Annotated in this window: 14 protein-coding genes and 1 tRNA gene; 12 read left to right on the top strand and 3 right to left on the bottom strand. The window is 64.7% G+C overall.

Going from position 1 to position 17,367, the window contains the following annotated elements; translation table 11 throughout:
• Positions 1-190: 190 nt before the first annotated feature.
• Entirely contained in the window at positions 191-976 is a 786-nt protein-coding gene (locus ACRQFC_RS00235) for an L-threonylcarbamoyladenylate synthase (protein WP_284904636.1), read from the top strand.
• Between the two features lie 96 nt (positions 977-1,072).
• On the opposite strand, the gene ACRQFC_RS00230 is transcribed toward ACRQFC_RS00235, so the two are convergent.
• On the bottom strand, positions 1,073-1,666 hold the full coding sequence (locus tag ACRQFC_RS00230; protein ID WP_087069889.1) for a GDSL-type esterase/lipase family protein: 594 nt from the start codon (positions 1,664-1,666) through the stop codon (positions 1,073-1,075).
• Between the two features lie 97 nt (positions 1,667-1,763).
• Between ACRQFC_RS00230 and ACRQFC_RS00225 the strand changes: the two genes are divergently transcribed.
• The 5 genes from ACRQFC_RS00225 (at position 1,764) to ACRQFC_RS00205 (ending at position 8,025) form a co-directional block, all read left to right on the top strand.
• The gene (locus tag ACRQFC_RS00225) at positions 1,764-3,065 is read left to right on the top strand and encodes a hemolysin family protein (RefSeq protein ID WP_435734624.1); all 1,302 of its coding nucleotides are present in this window, start codon (positions 1,764-1,766) and stop codon (positions 3,063-3,065) included.
• Positions 3,058-4,083, top strand: coding sequence for a hemolysin family protein (locus ACRQFC_RS00220; RefSeq protein WP_284904637.1), 1,026 nt, complete (start codon positions 3,058-3,060; stop codon positions 4,081-4,083). Before ACRQFC_RS00225 ends, ACRQFC_RS00220 begins: the two co-directional genes overlap by 8 nt.
• 596 nt (positions 4,084-4,679) lie before the next feature.
• Positions 4,680-5,975: a M23 family metallopeptidase gene (locus tag ACRQFC_RS00215; protein ID WP_284904638.1), complete on the top strand. Its 1,296-nt coding sequence runs from the start codon at positions 4,680-4,682 to the stop codon at positions 5,973-5,975.
• Positions 5,975-6,895, top strand: coding sequence for a glycerophosphodiester phosphodiesterase family protein (locus ACRQFC_RS00210; RefSeq protein WP_284904639.1), 921 nt, complete (start codon positions 5,975-5,977; stop codon positions 6,893-6,895). The genes ACRQFC_RS00215 and ACRQFC_RS00210 overlap by 1 nt, the downstream gene beginning before the upstream one ends.
• Positions 6,896-7,080: 185 nt before the next feature.
• Positions 7,081-8,025 (top strand): zinc-binding dehydrogenase, encoded by a 945-nt coding sequence (locus tag ACRQFC_RS00205; protein ID WP_284904640.1) that lies wholly within the window; start codon positions 7,081-7,083, stop codon positions 8,023-8,025.
• 114 nt (positions 8,026-8,139) lie between these two features.
• On the opposite strand, the gene ACRQFC_RS00200 is transcribed toward ACRQFC_RS00205, so the two are convergent.
• A tRNA-Arg gene (locus ACRQFC_RS00200) sits at positions 8,140-8,212 on the bottom strand.
• 72 nt (positions 8,213-8,284) lie between these two features.
• Between ACRQFC_RS00200 and argS the strand changes: the two genes are divergently transcribed.
• Positions 8,285-9,961 carry an arginine--tRNA ligase gene (argS, locus tag ACRQFC_RS00195; RefSeq protein WP_284904641.1) on the top strand — a complete coding sequence of 559 codons (1,677 nt, stop codon included), beginning with the start codon at positions 8,285-8,287 and terminating at the stop codon, positions 9,959-9,961.
• A complete protein-coding gene (lysA, locus tag ACRQFC_RS00190) occupies positions 9,958-11,466 on the top strand; it encodes a diaminopimelate decarboxylase (RefSeq protein ID WP_435734623.1) in 1,509 nt (502 codons plus the stop codon). The genes argS and lysA overlap by 4 nt, the downstream gene beginning before the upstream one ends.
• A 79-nt stretch (positions 11,467-11,545) precedes the next feature.
• Here lysA and aroD read toward each other — a convergent pair whose 3' ends face one another.
• On the bottom strand, positions 11,546-12,352 hold the full coding sequence (gene aroD, locus ACRQFC_RS00185; protein ID WP_284904643.1) for a type I 3-dehydroquinate dehydratase: 807 nt from the start codon (positions 12,350-12,352) through the stop codon (positions 11,546-11,548).
• 248 nt (positions 12,353-12,600) lie between these two features.
• Between aroD and ACRQFC_RS00180 the strand changes: the two genes are divergently transcribed.
• The 4 genes from ACRQFC_RS00180 to rpmE all read left to right on the top strand — a co-directional run bounded on the left by ACRQFC_RS00180 (position 12,601) and on the right by rpmE (position 17,355).
• A complete protein-coding gene (locus ACRQFC_RS00180; protein ID WP_435734622.1) occupies positions 12,601-13,887 on the top strand; it encodes a homoserine dehydrogenase in 1,287 nt (428 codons plus the stop codon).
• The gene (gene thrB, locus ACRQFC_RS00175) at positions 13,887-14,771 is read left to right on the top strand and encodes a homoserine kinase (protein ID WP_435713414.1); all 885 of its coding nucleotides are present in this window, start codon (positions 13,887-13,889) and stop codon (positions 14,769-14,771) included. The genes ACRQFC_RS00180 and thrB overlap by 1 nt, the downstream gene beginning before the upstream one ends.
• 98 nt (positions 14,772-14,869) lie before the next feature.
• Complete coding sequence (gene rho / locus ACRQFC_RS00170) at positions 14,870-16,900, top strand: transcription termination factor Rho (protein ID WP_435731719.1); 2,031 nt, start codon at positions 14,870-14,872, stop codon at positions 16,898-16,900.
• 242 nt (positions 16,901-17,142) lie between these two features.
• Positions 17,143-17,355 carry a 50S ribosomal protein L31 gene (rpmE, locus tag ACRQFC_RS00165; protein WP_016441737.1) on the top strand — a complete coding sequence of 71 codons (213 nt, stop codon included), beginning with the start codon at positions 17,143-17,145 and terminating at the stop codon, positions 17,353-17,355.
• Positions 17,356-17,367: the final 12 nt, after the last annotated feature.

Raw genomic sequence — 17,367 nt, 5'->3', positions numbered from 1 at the left:
GTCCGCGGAACGATGCGCGCGCGTCCAATATGTGAACATTTCGTCTCAGAATCTGGAATTTACATTAGTCTCCAGAGTGCGCGGTTTCCCGGCGCGGCACGCGCCGGGCGGCGTCGTACTAGAAACGACCACCGCGCGTACGTTTCTCGAGGAAACGGAACCACCCACGGTAGAAGAGAAGGAGGCCCGCGTGGCTGAAGGATATGTGCACTGGAATGGCGAACTGAATACGGAAGCCACCCAGCTGCTTCGCGCGGGCGGCGCCATGTGCGTGGTCCCCACCAAGGTCGGCTATATTATCGCCACCACCGATTCGGCCGGGCTGGAACGCAAATTTGCCGTGAAGAACCGCAAACGCAATAAGCCCGCCGTGGTGCTGTGCGGCTCCATGGAAGAACTGGAAACCCTGGCGCAACTCACCCCGGAAATTCGCGATTTTTACCAGAAGAACTGGGACGAAGACATCCTCATGGGCTGCATCCTGCCCTGGCGTGCCGAGGCTGCCGAACACTACATTCCGGAAGAAGGCGAAGCGCGCAACCTGGTGCGCGACGGGCGCGGAACTTCCTGCTTCGTGATCCGCTACGGCAAGGCCGCCGAGCAGATCGCCGCGGACCTGTGGGAGAAGGATAGGAAGCTGGTCTTCGCTTCCTCGGCGAACCCCTCCGGGCGCGGAAACCGCGGCAAGGTGGAAGGAATCGGCACCGATATTGCCACCGAAGCGGACCTGGTGATCGAAGCCGATGATTACGTGACGTCCATCCAGCCCGATGCGTCCGAAGCCACCCGCTGGGAGCAGGGCGTGATGGTGTCCTTCGTGGATGAATCCGGGAAACTGGTGCCCGAACAGAACGGGCAGCGCATGGTCACCCCCGCGCCGGTGCTCATCCGCAAGGGCGTGTACCTGGATCGGATTCTCCAGCTGCTTTCCGAATCCTTCCTCAGCTGGGATTTCCGGCAGGGGGCGTACTACTAAGTCGCTAAAAAGTTTTGCTTGCGAGTAGTGAGCTGCGCGGCGGTCGATCTGGTGGTCGGCCGCCGCGTTGTAGTGCCGGGGCTATGTAGTTGGTTGCTAGTTGGCCGCCGCGCGAATCCCGAGCCACTGGTTCCACCCGTGGTGGAGCACCAGCCAGGCCATAAGCCCGTAACCGGCCTGGCGCGGCGCATACCCCCCGCTCAGGTCCATATCGGTATTCCACTGTTCGTGATCAACCAGCGGGCTAAAGGTATCCACGAAGGGAAAACGCCGCCGCTCGGTCACATCCCGGTAGGCATTGGATAAATTGAGCTGCACATCGCGGGGTAGATCCGGGCGCGGGGGCGGGCCCACCACGAAGGGGCGCATGCGCATCCGGTCCGCGGAATCCAGTAGATTCGCCAGGTGCAGGCGCGCCCGCGCCATGGTGCCGCCGCGTTCCAGATCGTGACTTCCCAGGCCGATAACCAGGCGCGACTCAATATCCGGGCCGGTACGCAGGGCAACTTCCCGCTCCCAGCGCTCCGCCATCTCCGAAATTGTTTCCCCGGGAACAGCCAAAGTGAGGGGGAGGAGCGGAGGGTCGGTGAGGGTGCGGGCCATCACGCGGCCCGTCCACCCGAGTGCCCGCGCATCGCCGTACCCGGCCACCAGCTCATCGCCAATAAAGATGACACGTAAAGAATCCACGGCTGCCTCCCTTGCTACTAGGTAAATCCTAGCGTGCTCAGCGCGCGCCACCCCCGCGAATCGCTAGACTGCAAGAAGCACCTACCCTGGAGTTTATGTGACCAACGCTCTTCTTTTACTTCTTGGCATTCTCCTCACGCTGGGAACCGCGCTTTTCGTGGCCGCGGAATTCTCCCTGGTGGCCCTGGACCCGGCCGCGGTGGAATCGCGCGCCGCTGAGGACCCGGCCGCTGCCAGCGTGGCCGGCCGCCTCCACCACCTCTCCCTCTTCCTATCCGCCTGCCAGGTGGGCATTACCATCACCACGATCCTGCTCGGATACGTGGCCCAACAACCCCTCACGGAAATATTGACGGGCTGGCTGGGTGCGGCCGGGGTGGCGCATGCCGCCGCGGTTGCTATTGCCGCCGCCGCGGCCTTCCTCCTCGTCAACCTCTTCTCCATGCTCTTCGGGGAACTGGTCCCCAAGAATATGGCACTGGCCGAACCCCTGCGCACCGCCGCCCGGGTGGGCGGTCCGCTGCACGCCTTCAGCGTGGTGTTCAAACCCGTGATCGTCTCCTTCAACGCCACCGCGAACTGGCTGCTGCGCCGCATGGGCGTAGAACCGGCCGATGAAATCTCCGGGGCGCGCTCGGGCCCGGAACTGGGTGCCCTGGTGCGCCAATCCGCGGCGGCCGGCACCCTGGAGCCCTCCACCGCGCGCCTGCTCACCGCCTCCATCGGCGCGGGCGGACTCACGGCCATCGATATTATGACCGACCGCGGCCGGGTGGAATACCTGGAAGAAACCGCCTCCGCCGCGGACGTGATCACCGCGGCCCGCACCACCGGCTTCTCGCGTTTCCCCGTGGTGGGTGAGGGTGGCCTCGACGATATCCGCGGATTCGCGCACCTGCGCCCCGCCGTGGCCATTCCCGCCGAGCGGCGCGCGGACGTGCCCGTCACCTCCTCCTCGGTGATGCGCGAAGCATTCGCGGTACCCGAAACGATGGAATTGCCCGAGCTCCTCGTGGTGCTGCGAGACATCGGTGGCCAAACGGCCGTCGTCGTCGATGAATACGGCGGAACCTCCGGAATCGTGACGCTCGAGGACGCCGTGGAAGAAATCGTCGGCAATATCGCGGACGAACACGACCGCCGCGGCACCGGCGCGCGCCGCACCGCCCCGGGAACCTGGGTGGTGCCCGGCTTGCTGCGCCCGGACGAAGCCTTCCGCATTTGCGGGGTGCGCCTGCCCGAAGACGGCCCCTATGAAACCCTCGGCGGGCTGATTATGGCCGAACTTGGCCGCATTCCCGTGGTGGGGGATACGGTGGAGGTCGACGACGCCCAGCTGACAGTGCGTGCTATGGACGAGCGGCGCGTGGAAACGGTAGAGGTGAAAATCCATGAGTAATACCCTCGCCCTCATCCTCACCGTGCTGTTGCTCGCCGGAAACGCCTATTTCGTGGCCTGCGAATTCGCGCTCACCGCCTCGCGGCCCTCCCGCCTGGAACCCCTGGCGGAAAGCAACCCGCGCGCCGCGAAAACCCTGGCGGCTTCCCGCAACCTCAACGAAATGCTGGCTGCCTGCCAGCTCGGCGTAACCCTGTGCTCGGTGGCCCTCGGGGCGCTCGCGGAACCGGCGCTCGCGGCGCTGCTGCTGGTGCCGCTGGCCGCGGTGGGTGCCGGGGCAGTCCTCGCCCACACCATCGCTTTTGTGCTGGCTTTGCTCCTGGTGACCGCCCTGCACGTGATCCTGGGGGAAATGGTGCCGAAGAACCTGGCGGTCACCCACCCGGAACGCCTCGGCATGCTTTTCGTGCCTTCGCTGCTGGTTTTTGACCGGGTCTTCCGCCCGATCACCGGATCGCTTAACTGGCTCGCGGTGCATATCGTTTCCTGGATGGGGATGAAACCGAAAGACGAGGTTATCTCCGCGTTTACCGCTTCCGAAGTCGCGGCGATTGTGCATGCCTCCCAGGCGGCTGGGGTGCTCCAAGATACCCAGGGGCTTATCACCGGGGCGCTGGAATTTTCCGAACACCAGGTGGGGGACACCATGCTGCCCCTCGATAAGGTGGTGACCTGCCCGCGCACCGCCACGCCCGCGCAGGTGGAGCGGCTGGTGGCCGACCACGGGTATTCGCGGTTCCCACTCGTGAGCGACGGGAATATCGTCGGGTACATTCACGTGAAGGATATTCTCGACGCCGCCCAGCGCGAACTGCCCATTTCCGCCCGCTTGGTGCGGCCGGTCCGCAGCCTTGATGCCGGAACCAGCGTGGAGGACGCGCTGCGAACTATGCAAACCTCGGGGACGCATATGGCCATCGTGGAAGATAACGGAAAGGTAACGGGTGTGATCTTCCTCGAAGACGTTATTGAAGACCTCGTCGGGGACGTGCGCGATTCCATGCAGCGCCGTTCCTAAAACCGCGAGATAGCGCGGATTGCGCGAGGTGTGATTGCTGCGGGGAGGGAGCGGGACGATTCGGGGTGGGGCCGGTAGGGCGCGATGCGATACGGCTCATGTGGTGAAAACTCTTTGCCTTTCCGGCGCTGACCGTTATCATTTTGTAATAGTGACGGGCCGGTGGATGCGCCGGCCATCTGGCAGGGAAAATGAGGAGAGCAGTGAGCGCGGTACACCACACCTCTCGCGGCGGGCGCAGAGCCGCCCGGGCGCATGAGGCTCCGCAGGAGCGCGTTGGGAAACGCGCCGCGCGCGCCGCTGCTGTGAGCGTGGAGGGCTCGCGCCCGGTGGCATCTCGGCCTGCGGGTTCCCGGGCGGCGGCTTCGCATGCTGTGTCCGATTCGCACTCCGTGCCTGTTTCGCACTCGGTGCCTGTTTCGCATTCTGCACGCGCGGCGCACGTTGCGCGCGCTTCGCATGCGCGTCCCGCTGCTCCCACCGCTCAGGTAACGTCTGCAACTCCGGCGGCTCCTGTAACTCAGGCGACTCCTGCGCCTCCCGCCGGGCGTGCCCGCCGCGCTGCCGCGCCGGCATTCCCTTCACCTTCCCGCACGGTGGCTGCTGTTGAAAGTGCTAGCCAGGTGCGTACCTCCGGCAAACGAGCCGAAGTTGCGCAACCCGAGCGGCGCGGGCGCCGCGCCGCCGCCGTCGCCCCGGCCGCAACCGTAGAAACGGCCGCAACTGCGGCATCGCTAGACTCGGTTGCAGCGGCAGAAACGCCCGCAACGGTTGCTGCGCCCGCCACGGCCGCACCGCTCGCAACGGTGAGTGAACTTCCCACGCGCGGCAAACGGGCCCGCGCAGTGGCGCCCGCGAGTACCGAAGCGGTTACCGCTGCGCTTCCCACCCCGGAACTGAAACCGCAGGTGAACGTGGGGCGCGGGGCCGCTTTCGGCGTCGTTCTTCCTTCTTCTTTGACCATCGCAGCCTGCGAAGTCGCGCCCACCGGTGGAATCGGCACCGCGGGAATCACCACCGATACCGAGGGCACCGAAGTCCTCTCCGAATCGGATATTGACGCGGCGGTGCGCGCGGGTGAAGCCTGTGGGCGCGCGCAGAACCGGGAGCGCTCGGACCGCATTCTGGCCGGGGCGGCCGCGCACTGGGCGGTAGCGCGTTCCGTTTCTCCCTACCGCAATATTCTTATTGGCGCGGTGGCTTGCTTGGGCATGGTGCTTCCCGTTATGTCCACCTTGCAGGGCAATGCGGCGCAGGCCGCGAACCCGGCTTTCGTGGCGCCCATGGCTGAAGAATTCACCACCCCGGCCCAGCTCACCGGGGAAGTCGGTGCGATTCAGCGCGCCCAGGCCCGCACCGCGGCGGAGAATCCGCGCCGCGCCTGCCCCACCTCTGCAGGGGCTTCCGGCACCCGCGCCGCTTTTGATATCCCCACGGATCGCCTCATCGTCAAGCCGCTGCCCGAGGGAAGCTACCGCCTCACCTCGCCTTTCGGCACCCGCGTGGACCCGATCTCCGGGGAAGTTTCCTCCCACGCCGGGCAGGATTTCGGCGCCCCGGCCGGCACCCCGATCCACGCCATCGCCGACGGCGTGGTCAAGCACGCCGGTGAAGGCATCCAGGGCCGCTCAAATAATCTCATTATTATCGAGCACACTATTAACGGGGAAAAGTTCAGCTCCTGGTACATCCACATGTACGACGACGGGGTTTTCGTCAAGGCAGGTGACAAAGTCAAGGCCGGTGATGTGATCGGAGCGGTGGGCTCGAATGGCTACTCCACCGGCCCGCATCTCCATCTGGAGATCCACGCCGCCAACGACGAACTCCTCGACCCGCTCGCCTTCCTGGAAGAACGCCAAGCCCAGCCCCTCGAGGCGGATTGCAAGTAATGGGGCGACTCTACGATATTGATGGGCCCGCGCTCATCATCGCCCACCGCGGCGGCGGTAACGAATACCCGGAAAACTCCCTGCGCGCTTTTGAGGCTCTCTACCGCGCGGGATTTCGGCATATCGAATCGGACGTGCATGCCACTGCCGATGGCGTGGCGGTCATCCTCCACGATCCGCTCCTGGATCGCACCACGGACGGCGTTGGCCCGATCAGCGCACACACCTGGGCGGAAGTAGCTCAGGTTCGTAACGAGGCCGGAGAACGCCCGCCGCGCCTGGATGAAGTCCTCGATGCCTTCCCGGACGCTGTTTTTAACCTGGACGCGAAATCCGATGCGGCCGTAGAACCGCTGGTGGCTGCGGTGCGACGTACCGGAGCCGCGGGGCGGGTGTGCCTGGCCAGTTTCTCCCAGGCACGCGTGGAGCGTATGCGCAGTCGGCTGCCGGGAGCCACATTTTCGCTGGGCCGCTCAGCGGTGGCCTGGCTCATGGCGCTCTCCCACCTGCCCGGTGTGCAGGGAGTACGCATCGCCAAATTCCCCGGTTCGCAGCGCGGCTTCCAGGCCGTTCAGGTGCCGGTAGATATCGCGCTGCCGCGCCCGCGCTCGCTACCCGGCCTTCGCTCGTTACCCGGCCTTCGCTCGCTGCCCCGCCCGTGGCCGCTTTCGCGCTCAAGCCGCTCGCTCCAGAGCGGGGATGCGGCTGGCGGCGGCACGCTCGGCCACCCGGTTCCCGTTCTCACCGCGCGGTTTGTGCAGCTCGCCCACGCGCAAGGGCTGGCGGTGCACGCCTGGACGATTAATTCCGCCGCGGAAGCGGAAGGACTGCTCGACCTGGGCGTTGATGGCATTATTACCGACGAACCCAGCGCGATGCGCAGCTATTTCGATAACTCGCAGTACTCGGTGCGGATCTAAACACCGGTAGCGGGAGGGGAGCGCGGCCGGGAGCGGCGTCGTCGTACCACATTCTGGACCACGCCGGCGCGCCACGCTCTCAGCGCAACTTCCGCGCAAATCGTGATGAAACAAACAAAAAATGCTAGGCTTAAAGTCCCTTGCAGCGCATAGATGCGCCGCACCGCCACACAGAAGGAGTTGTGATGAAGGCCTGGCAATTTACGAATACCAATGAACCGCTTGTTCTCAACGAGGTTCCGGATCCCACGGCCGGCCCGGGCGAGGTTGTTCTGGAGATGAAGGCGGCTGGTATTTGCCATTCGGATGTTGGTCTACTCACGGATGAGGGCTGGCTGTCCATGCTCGCCAAGCGCCCCATCACCATTGGGCACGAAAATTCGGGCGTGGTGGCCGAAGTGGGCGAAGGCGTCACGGAGTACAAGGTCGGGGATCGTGTGGGCGTGTGCCCCACCACCGCGGCCGGTGCGCCCGGTTACAGTTTCGACGGCGGTTTCGCGCCGAAGATGGCGGTTCCGGCCGAAGCGCTCGTTCCGCTTCCGGACGGCGTTGATTTTATTTTGGGCGCGGCGGCAACCGATGCCGGGATGACCTCCCACGCGGCGGTCGTGACCCAGGGCGGCCTGCAGAAGGGCCAAACCGTGGGGATTATTGGCCTGGGCGGTCTCGGGCAGATCGGTGCGCGAGTGGCGGTGCTCGCCGGCGCGGATGTATACGTGGCTGAAATTAATGAAAAGGTGTGGCCGCTTGCCGAAAAGATTGGCGCCAAGGGCGTGAAGAAGGATATTAAGGACTTCTCCGATATTACTTTCGACCTCATCGTGGACTTCGCCGGTTTCGGCACCACCACCGCGGACGCCGTGGATATTATTCGCCGCGATGGCACCGTGGTGGTTGTGGGCATGGGCAAACTGGAATCGCTTATTTCCACGAAGAGCCTCATCCTCAACCAGTGCCGCCTCGTCGGCTCCAACGGCGGCACCAAGGAAGATATTGCCGGGATTTACGAGTTTATGGCCACCGGGAAACTCACCCCGCAGGTCACCACCATCCCCTTCGAGGAGATTCCCGAAGGCATCGAGAAGCTCAAGAATCACGAGGTCGTGGGGCGCCTGGTGGTTGAGTACTAAGCGCCGGTAGCGTTCCCGCGGCGCGCGTTTTAGTACGACGGCGCAGCTGGGGCCACCAGTGCAGCGATGGGCCCGCATATCTTTCGATACGCGGGCCCATCTTTGTGCGATTTGTGCCCCGAACAGGATTCGAACCTGCGGCCTTTCGCTCCGGAGGCGAACGCTCTATCCCCTGAGCTATCGGGGCGCACTGCGCTACTTTACCACGTTGGCGGGTGGCGGTGTAATTCTGTCGTAGATAGCACGTACACTTAGATGCGTGACTCCGGAAGAACTCAGTGCATGTATCGCGGCGGAAATCAGCGCCGCACGTAATGAAGGTCAGCTCCACCTCGATGGTGATATTCCCACGGTGAAAATCGAGCGCCCGCGTTCGCGCGAGCACGGGGATTGGGCCACGAATGTGGCTATGCAACTCGCCAAGCGCGCGGGGATGCCCCCGCGTGACCTGGCCACCCTGCTGGCCGGGCGCCTCGAAGGTGTGTCCGGTATCGCTCAGGTGGAGGTTGCCGGCCCCGGTTTTATTAATATTCGCCTCTCCGCGGGCGCGGCCGGGGAACTGGCTCGCAGCATCGTGGAACAGGGGGAGCGCTACGGTTCCTCCCAGGCGGGTGCCGGAACCACCGTCAATTTGGAATATGTTTCCGCGAATCCCACCGGCCCCATCCATATCGGGGGAGCGCGCTGGGCCGCGGTGGGGGATACCCTCGCCCGGATTCTCAGCTTCACCGGCGCGAACGTGGTGCGCGAATACTATTTCAATGATCACGGCAACCAGATCAACCATTTCTCGGAAAGCCTGCTGGCCGCCGCGCTGGGCCGCGAAACTCCGGAAGATGGCTACGGCGGAACATATATTTCCGATATTGCCGATCAGGTTATCGCCCAGGAGCTAGCCGCCGGGCGCCCCGATCCGCGCACCCTCCCGGAAACCGAAGCGCAGGAAGTATTCCGCGCCGGCGGTGTTGAGCTCATGTTCGCGGAGATCAAGAGTTCCTTGGCTGATTTCCGGGCCGAATTTGATGTGTTCTTCCACGAACAATCCCTCCACGATTCCGGAGCGGTTGCCGCCGCTATTGAAAAGCTGCGCGAACGCGGTGTTATTTACGAAGAAGATAACGCGGTATGGCTGCGCTCCACCGATTTCGGTGATGATAAAGACCGCGTCATCGTGAAATCGGACGGGGAAACCGCCTACTTCGCCGGTGACATCGCCTACTACCTCGATAAGCGCCACCGCGGTGCCGATCACGCCGTCTATATGCTCGGCGCGGATCACCACGGCTATATCGGGCGCATGTACGCCATGGCTCGCGCTTTCGGGGATACCGCCGGCAAGGGCGGCAATATGGAAATCCTCATCGGCCAGCTGGTCAATCTCAAGCGCGATGGTGTTCCGGTGCGCATGTCCAAGCGCGCGGGCACCGTGGTCACCCTGGAGGATCTGGTGGAAGCCGTGGGCGTGGATGCGGCACGCTACTCGCTGGTGCGCGCCTCGGTGGATACCACCCTGGAGCTGGACCTCAATGTGCTGGCTTCGCACACCAATGACAACCCGGTTTACTACGTGCAATACGCGCACGCCCGCACTGCGAATGTGGCCCGCAATGCCGCTGAACACGGGGTGCAGCGCGCGGATGCCTTCACCCCGGAACTCCTGGAGCAAGCCGATTCCGATCTGATCGGGCAGCTCGCCCGCTTCCCCGAAGTGATCTCCCTGGCCGCGGCCAATCGCGAACCGCACCGGGTGGCCCGCTACCTGGAAGAACTGGCCGGCGCCTACCACACCTGGTACGGCAAGGCCCGGGTCACCCCGCGCGCGGATGAAGAAGTCAGCGATCTGCACCGCACCCGCCTCTGGGTGAACGACGCCACCCGCCAGGTCCTCGCCAATGGCTTGCACCTGCTCGGGGTGAGCGCCCCGGAGAAAATGTGAGCGACTCGGTGAACACCCCGGTAAGTAATCTCGAGCAGCTGCCCGCGCCCCTTCCCGAGGGTTCGCCTACCGGGGTGTGGTCCACCACGGTACGCCGCCTTCCCGGTGACCTGGAGGTGGGCGGCTGTTCAGTGCGCGCCCTGGCGGAACGCTTCGGCACCCCGCTCTACATCCTGGATGAAGCCGATGCCCGCTCCCGGGCCGCCGCCTGGGTGAGCGCGATGCGGGAGGCTTTTGCCGAGTTGGCGGGAGCGGATGTCTACTACGCCTGCAAGGCTTTTGCCAGCGTGGGCGTGGCCCGGTGGATGCTGGAGGAAGGCCTCCACCTGGATACCTGTTCCGAAGGGGAGCTGCGCATCGCCCTGGCGGCCGGAGCGCGCGGGCACCAGCTCGGCTTGCACGGCAATAATAAATCCGCGGCGGAAATTGAGCTGGCCCTGGAACATGCGGTTGCCCACCTGGTGGTTGATTCCTTAACGGAAGTGGAGCTGGTGGCCGCCGCGGCCGCGCGGCGCGGGCAGGTTGCCGCGGTTGTGGTACGGGTGACGTCCGGTATTCACGCGGGCGGCCACGATTTCATTGCCACGGCCCACGAGGATCAAAAATTCGGTCTTTCGCTCGCCAGCGGCGCGGCCTGGGAGGCGGTTGAGCGCATCGAGGCCAATCCGTGGCTACGCCTGGTGGGATTACATTCGCATATCGGCTCCCAAATTGTGGCGACGGAAGCTTTCGTGGCCGCGGCACGCGCCATCCTGGATCTGCGGGCCCGGGTGGCCCGCGAGCTGGGAACCGTGATCCCCGAAATTGACCTGGGCGGTGGCTACGGGGTGCGTTACACCGGCGCGGACCCGATTCCGCCTACCCCGCGTGACTTCGCCGCGGTGCTCGCCGCGGAAGTGGCCCGGCACAGCGCCCACAGCGGCATCCCCGCCCCGCGCATCTCCGTGGAACCGGGCCGCTCCATTATTGCCCCGGCCGGCATGACGCTCTACACCGTGGGAACCGTCAAGAACGTCCACGTGGATGCCACCCGCACCCGCACCTACGTTTCGGTGGACGGAGGCATGTCCGATAACATCCGCCCCGCCCTCTACGGCGCCGATTACACCGCGGCCCTCGTGGACCGCGTGCCGGCCAGCACCTGCACGGGCACCATTGTTGAGGCCGACGACGCCGCCGCGGCAAGCGCGGCGGATCCCGCTGCCGGTGCGGCGGCCACCCAGGGGAATCCCGGAGGCACGCGCGTCTGCCGAGTTGTCGGTAAGCATTGCGAATCGGGCGATATTGTGGTGCGCGCCGTCGCCCTCCCGGAGGATATTCACGCCGGTGACCTGCTTGTCACGCCGGCCACCGGCGCCTACGGGCGAGTCATGGCCTCGCATTACAATATGCTGCCCAGCCCGGGAGTTATTGCGGTGCGCGGCGGCCGGGCCCGCTGGCTTATTCGCGGGGAAACCGTGGCGGACCTCCTCGCGCTAGACGCGGATTACCCGGCTGCCGAGTAATCGCCCGGCCACCGCAGCCAAAAACTAGGGCTGCCCGCGCGCCGGCGCACTAACAGCTAAGCGCCGGCGCGTGCGGCACCTAATCCTCCGGCAGCACGGCCTCGCTCACCCGAGCGGGTTTTTCCCAGGTATCCGGGGCGCTGCTCCACGCCGAGATCGCGTCCACCACCGGGCGCAGCTCGGCCAGCGCGATCTGCCCGGCCGCGGTGGCCTGCCCGGCCTGACCCCAGGTGCCAGCGGAGCCGAAAATAGCGGAAGTAATGCGGCTCATGGTGCCCAGCGCGCCCATGGCGATGGTGATGAGCGGAACGTGCAGCTCCTGGCTGGCCCGATAGGTCGCGTTGAGCACCGTCACCACATCACCCGGATGTGCGGGCGTCACCGCAATTTTCGCGATAGACGCCCCGTGCACCTGCAAGAGCCGCAGGCGATTCACGATTTCATCTTCGGGCGGGGTAGAACGGAAATCATGGTAGGAGCCGATCACCGGAATCTGAGCCCGGGCCGCTTCCTGAATAATGCGTTCGGTCCAGGCTCCGGTGCGGAACAGCTCCGCATCCACCGCATCCACCAGCCCGGATTGGATGAGCCGGATCACCAGCGGCCCGTAATCATCGGGCATAATCGCTTTCTGGCCGCCCTCCGCCGCGGAACGGAACGTGCCCAGAATCGGTAGGTTCGTGGACTTACGCAAAAGGGTTCCCACCGCGGTGAGGGTGGCAAGATCCTCGAGGAAATCCACTCGCCATTCCAGAACGTCAATGTCCTGTTCGGGAAGCTTCGCTACCTGCGTCCGCAGCTCGTCACCATTGGCGGGCGTAATGGACACGAGGATTTTCGTCGGCCCGGAGCCGAAGGTGACGTCCTTGATTTTCACAGTGGGCATCGCGCACCTCGCTTTCTCTTCGTGCATCGGTCGATGCATTTTCCATGGGGATATTGTACCCATCCGCGTGGCGGGCGCCACACCCAGTTTTCGCCGCATACCAAGCCCATACGCTCGTGGCGGGCGGGCCGGTGGCGCGCCCCGGCCCTACCTTCGCTAGGCTAGGACACGCGAGGACAGAGAGGCCGGCGCAACGCCCGGACCGAGCCGGCATCCGCGCGGCGCGTTCGTCAAGATAAGGAGTAGGCGTGAAGGAAGTCAAGGTTGCCCTGCTGGGGGCGGGGACGGTGGGAAGCGCCGTCGTCCGCCTGCTGCAAGCCAATGCGGAAGAATTTAACCTGCGAGCCGGGGCGCGCCTGCGTGTTATCGGCATCGCGGTGCGCAACCTGGAGGCCCCGCGCGATCCCGCGATTGACCGCGCGCTGCTCACCACCGACGCCCACGCCATTATCGCCCAGGCGGATATTGTTATTGAACTTATGGGCGGCATTGAACCGGCGCGCGAATATATTTTGGCCGCTTTTGCCGCCGGCGCCTCGGTGGTCACCGGAAATAAGGCGCTGCTGGCCGAACGCGGTCCAGAATTGTACGACGCCGCGGCGCGTGCCGGCGTGGACCTCTATTACGAGGCCGCGGTGGGCGGGGCCGTCCCGGTGGTGTACGGGCTACGGGAATCCCTCGCCGGGGACCGCGTCACCCATATCCTCGGGATCGTCAATGGCACCACCAATTACATTCTCGACGAAATGACCACCAACGGGGAAAGTTTCGATGCCGCGGTAAAGAAGGCGCAGGAGCTCGGCTATGCCGAAGCCGATCCGAGTGCCGATGTGGACGGGTACGACGCCGCAGCAAAATGCGCTATCCTGGCTTCCCTCGCTTTCCACACCCGCGTCCAACTTTCGGATGTCCACACCCACGGAATCCGCGAGATCACCCCGGAGATGATCGCTTCGGCCGGGCGGGGCGGCTACGTGGTCAAGCTGGTGGCCTCCGCCAAGCGGCGCGCGGACGGCATCGAATTGTACGTGGGCCCCACCCTCATTCCCGCCCAGCATCCGCTCGCCACCGTGCACGGGGCCTATAACGCCATCGTGGTAGAGGGTGAAGCCGCGGATCGCCTCATGTTCTACGGGCCGGGGGCCGGCGGGGATCCCACCGCCACCGCGGTTCTTTCCGACCTGGTGGCCGCAGCCCACCACCGCGTGCACGGCGGGCTGGCCCCGCGCGAACTGGCCTACGGGGAGCTGCCAATTCTGCCGCCCACCCAGGCGCGCTCGCGCTTCCAGCTGAGCATGGACGTGGCCGATCACGTTGGTGTTCTCAGCGAGGTCACCGGCACCTTCGCCCGTCACAATGTCTCCATTAGCGGAGTCAGCCAAGAATCGCCCACCGCGGACCACCTGTGCCGCCTCACGGTCACCACCCACGAAGCCCTCCAGGCCGATGTGGAAGCAACTATTGCGGATCTTTCCGCGGCCGAAGGCCTGGCAACGGTGCGCACCGCGAGCTTCGTGCGGGTGGAGGTGGCCTAATGCGTATCGCCACCTCCGAAGCGCGGGTGCGGGTCCCGGCCACTTCCGGCAACCTCGGCCCCGGTTTTGATTGCATGGGCATGGCTCACAATCTTTGGGACGAAGTCAGCGTGCGCCTGACCACCGGGGCCACCCGGGTCCATATTGAGGGGGAGGGCGCGGATGTCCTCCCCACCGGGGATGATCACCTCATCGTGCGGGCCCTGCGCCGCGGTTTCGAGGCCGCGGCGCTGCCCGGAGTCGGTTTCGAGCTGCGCTGCACCAACGCGATTCCGCAGGGTCGCGGCCTGGGTTCCTCCGCGGCGGCCGTGGTGGCCGGCTTACTTTTAGTGCGCGGCCTCGTAGATCGCCCCGATATGTTCGACGACGGCGTTCTCCTCTCCCTCGCCACCGAATTTGAAGGACATCCCGATAATGCCGCACCGGCAATTTTCGGGGGCGCCGTCGTAACGTGGATGGAAGGAACGCAAGCCCGAGCGGCGCGTATCCCCACCTCTGTGGACACCACTCTTCTTATTCCCGGCGAACAGCTCCTCACCGAAAAGGCGCGGGCCGCGCTCCCGGATACCGTTCCCCATGCCGACGCCGCTTTTAATGCGTCGCGGGCCGCTATGCTCGCCCTCGCCCTCGAGCACTACCCGGATTTGCTCTGGCAGGCCACCGAAGATCGCCTCCACCAGGACTATCGCGCCGGGGCCATGCCGGCCTCCGCGGACGCGGTGCGGGCGCTGCGCGCGGCGGGATTCCCGGCCGTTATTTCCGGTGCCGGCCCATCCGTGCTAGTATTTTCACGCCTTGACGCTGACACAGTTTCTATGATGCAACGGCGTGGATTTACGGTGAATACCGCTGGAATGTCCACACGGGGCGCTTATCTGGTGTAGACTAAGGTCTAACCGACGTTCTTATACCGGTTATTTCCCACGTACTTGAAATTGTCATAAGTGCGTTAACAACCCCTGAATTCCGAGGAAGGAACCTCGTGACGGAAACCCCAACATCAGGCGCAATCTCAACGATGCGGGTGCCGCAGCTGCGCGCGCTCGCCGAAGAACTCGGCCTGGACATTGACCCGAAAGCTAAGAAGGCGGACCTGCTCGCGGCCATTCGCGAAGTTCGCCCCGCGCGGCGCGGGCGGCCCCGCAAGGAAGATAGCCTCGCCAATATTACGAAGGCACCCGAAAAGTCCGCTGCTGCCACCACGGCAAAGACCGCAGCGAAGAAGGAAAGCGCGAAAGCCGCAGAAGCGGCCCCGACCGCCGCGGAAGCTCCGGCTGAGGCACCGGCTCCGGCCCGGAAAACGCGCACGGCCCGCTCTGCAGCGGCCTCGGCACCCAGCGCGGAAAGCGCTCCGGTAGCAGCCCCCGCCACCTCGGCCACCTCCACCGCGTCCCGGGAAGAACGGGAAGATCGCGAGGAACGCAAGGTGCGGCGCCGGGTGCGCCGGGATCACCGCGAACCGGTCCATATCGATCTGCCCGAACCGAAGCAGGAAGCCGGCCAGGCCGCGCGCCGCTCCGATTCCCTCAGCGATGAAAATACCCTCGCGGCTCTGGATGCCATCGGTGATGCCGCGGAACGCCGCGCCGGTGACCATCATGACACCGCCTCGGAGCGCCGCCGCCGCAAGCGCAACCGCCGCGGTGAGGAACACGAAGAAGCCCGCCGCTCCCGGCGCACCTCGGATCGTACCGAGCGCACGGATCGGGGCGAAGGCGCGGAGCGCGCCGATCACGAGGCGGAAACCGCCGCCCCGGCCGTGAAGGTTGAGCGTGAAGAACGCCAGGATATCCCGGCCGGCAAGCGCCAGGCGGAAGATACCCTCGTTCCCGTTGCCGGCATTGTGGATACCCAGGGTAACCAGATGGTGCTGCGCACCGGCGGCTACCTGCCCGGCCCCAATGACGCCCAGATTTCCACCGCGCTGGTCCGCCAGTACGGCCTGCGCCGCGGGGATGCCGTGGTGGGTGCGATCCGCCAGCACGATGAGGATAATTCCTCGCATAATAATCGCAATAACAAGCGCAATCCGCGCCGTCGTTACAATAACCAGAACAATAACCGTTCCGGTAACCAGCTCGTCCAGGTGGATACTATTAACTCCCTGCCCGCAGCTGAAGCGGCGCGCCGCCCGGACTTCAATAAGCTCACCCCGGTCTACCCGGATGAGATTTTGCGTTTGGAAACCGAGCGTAAGGGCCTGTCCACCCGTGCCATTGACCTGGTTGCTCCCATCGGGAAGGGCCAGCGCGGCCTCATCGTTTCCCCGCCCAAGGCCGGGAAAACTATGATTATGCAGCAGATCGCCAAGGCGATTGCCGCGAATGATCCCGAGGTTCATATCATGGTGGTCCTCGTGGATGAACGCCCCGAAGAAGTCACGGATATGCGCCGTATCGTCAAGGGTGAAGTGATTGCTTCCACCTTTGACCGCCCGGCCTCGGATCACACCATCGTTTCCGAACTGGCTATTGAGCGCGCCAAGCGCCTGGTGGAGCTCGGCCAGGATGTGGTGGTGCTTCTCGATTCCCTCACCCGCCTCTCGCGTGCCTACAACCTCGCGGCTCCGGCCTCGGGGCGCATCCTCTCCGGTGGTGTGGATGCCGCGGCGCTCTACCCGCCCAAGAAGTTCTTCGGTGCGGCCCGCAATATCGAAAACGGCGGCTCGCTCACGATTATCGCCTCCGCGCTGGTGGAAACCGGCTCGAAGATGGACGAAGTTATTTTCGAGGAATTCAAGGGCACCGGCAATATGGAGCTGCGCCTCTCGCGCCAGCTCGCGGACCGGCGTATCTTCCCGGCTATCGATATCAACGCCTCGGGTACCCGCCGCGAAGAACTGCTCTACAAGCCCGAAGAGCTCAAGGTTATCTGGCAGCTGCGCCGGGCCCTGGGCACCCTCGGGGTGGACGAAGCGGCGGACTTCGTGCTCAAGCGCATGCGCAATACCGAAAATAACGCGGAATTCCTCGTGTCGATTATGCGTTCCATGCAAGGATCGCGCGGCGAATAACACGGGGAATAACGCAGCTGATAACTCGCGAATAACTCGGTACCTAAGGCCGCCACGCGGCCGCTGGGGGAGCCGGCCGGGCTCCGGGAACCGGGCGCGTAGCATCCGCAGTGATGTGATACGCGCACGGTGCCTTGTCTCGGCCGGGCCGCCCGTGCCATAATTTTCTGTCGGCTCCCGGTTCACCGTGATACGGAGAACCGCGCTCGGACCCGGGGGCAGCTACGAACCAAGGAGAGATAATGAAGCAGGGAATCCATCCCGATTACCACGAGGTCTCCGTGACCTGCACCTGCGGTAATGAGTTCACCACCCGTTCCACCTACAACGGTGATCATATGCGCGTGGAAGTGTGCAATAACTGCCACCCGTTCTACACCGGCAAGCAGAAGATCCTGGATACCGGTGGGCGCGTGGCTCGCTTCGAGGCACGCTACGGCAAGCGCAAGAAGTAAGCGCCACGGAAA

It is taken from the genome of Actinotignum inguinis, assembly GCF_051265835.1.
GTDB classification, from domain to species: Bacteria; Actinomycetota; Actinomycetes; order Actinomycetales; family Actinomycetaceae; genus Actinotignum; species Actinotignum timonense.
The sequence above is the reverse complement of the archived record's forward strand: the minus strand, read 5'-3'. Positions and strand labels throughout refer to the sequence as shown.

Bases quoted from the DNA above. Each gene is read 5' to 3' on its own strand.
- ACRQFC_RS00210 (WP_284904639.1), top strand. From the start codon at position 5,975: ATGGGGCGACTCTACGATATTGATGGGCCCGCGCTCATCATCGCCCAC.
- aroD (WP_284904643.1), bottom strand. From the start codon at position 12,352: ATGCCCACTGTGAAAATCAAGGACGTCACCTTCGGCTCCGGGCCGACG.
- ACRQFC_RS00220 (WP_284904637.1), top strand. From the start codon at position 3,058: ATGAGTAATACCCTCGCCCTCATCCTCACCGTGCTGTTGCTCGCCGGA.
- rpmE (WP_016441737.1), top strand. From the start codon at position 17,143: ATGAAGCAGGGAATCCATCCCGATTACCACGAGGTCTCCGTGACCTGC.
- thrB (WP_435713414.1), top strand. From the start codon at position 13,887: ATGCGTATCGCCACCTCCGAAGCGCGGGTGCGGGTCCCGGCCACTTCC.
- ACRQFC_RS00205 (WP_284904640.1), top strand. From the start codon at position 7,081: ATGAAGGCCTGGCAATTTACGAATACCAATGAACCGCTTGTTCTCAAC.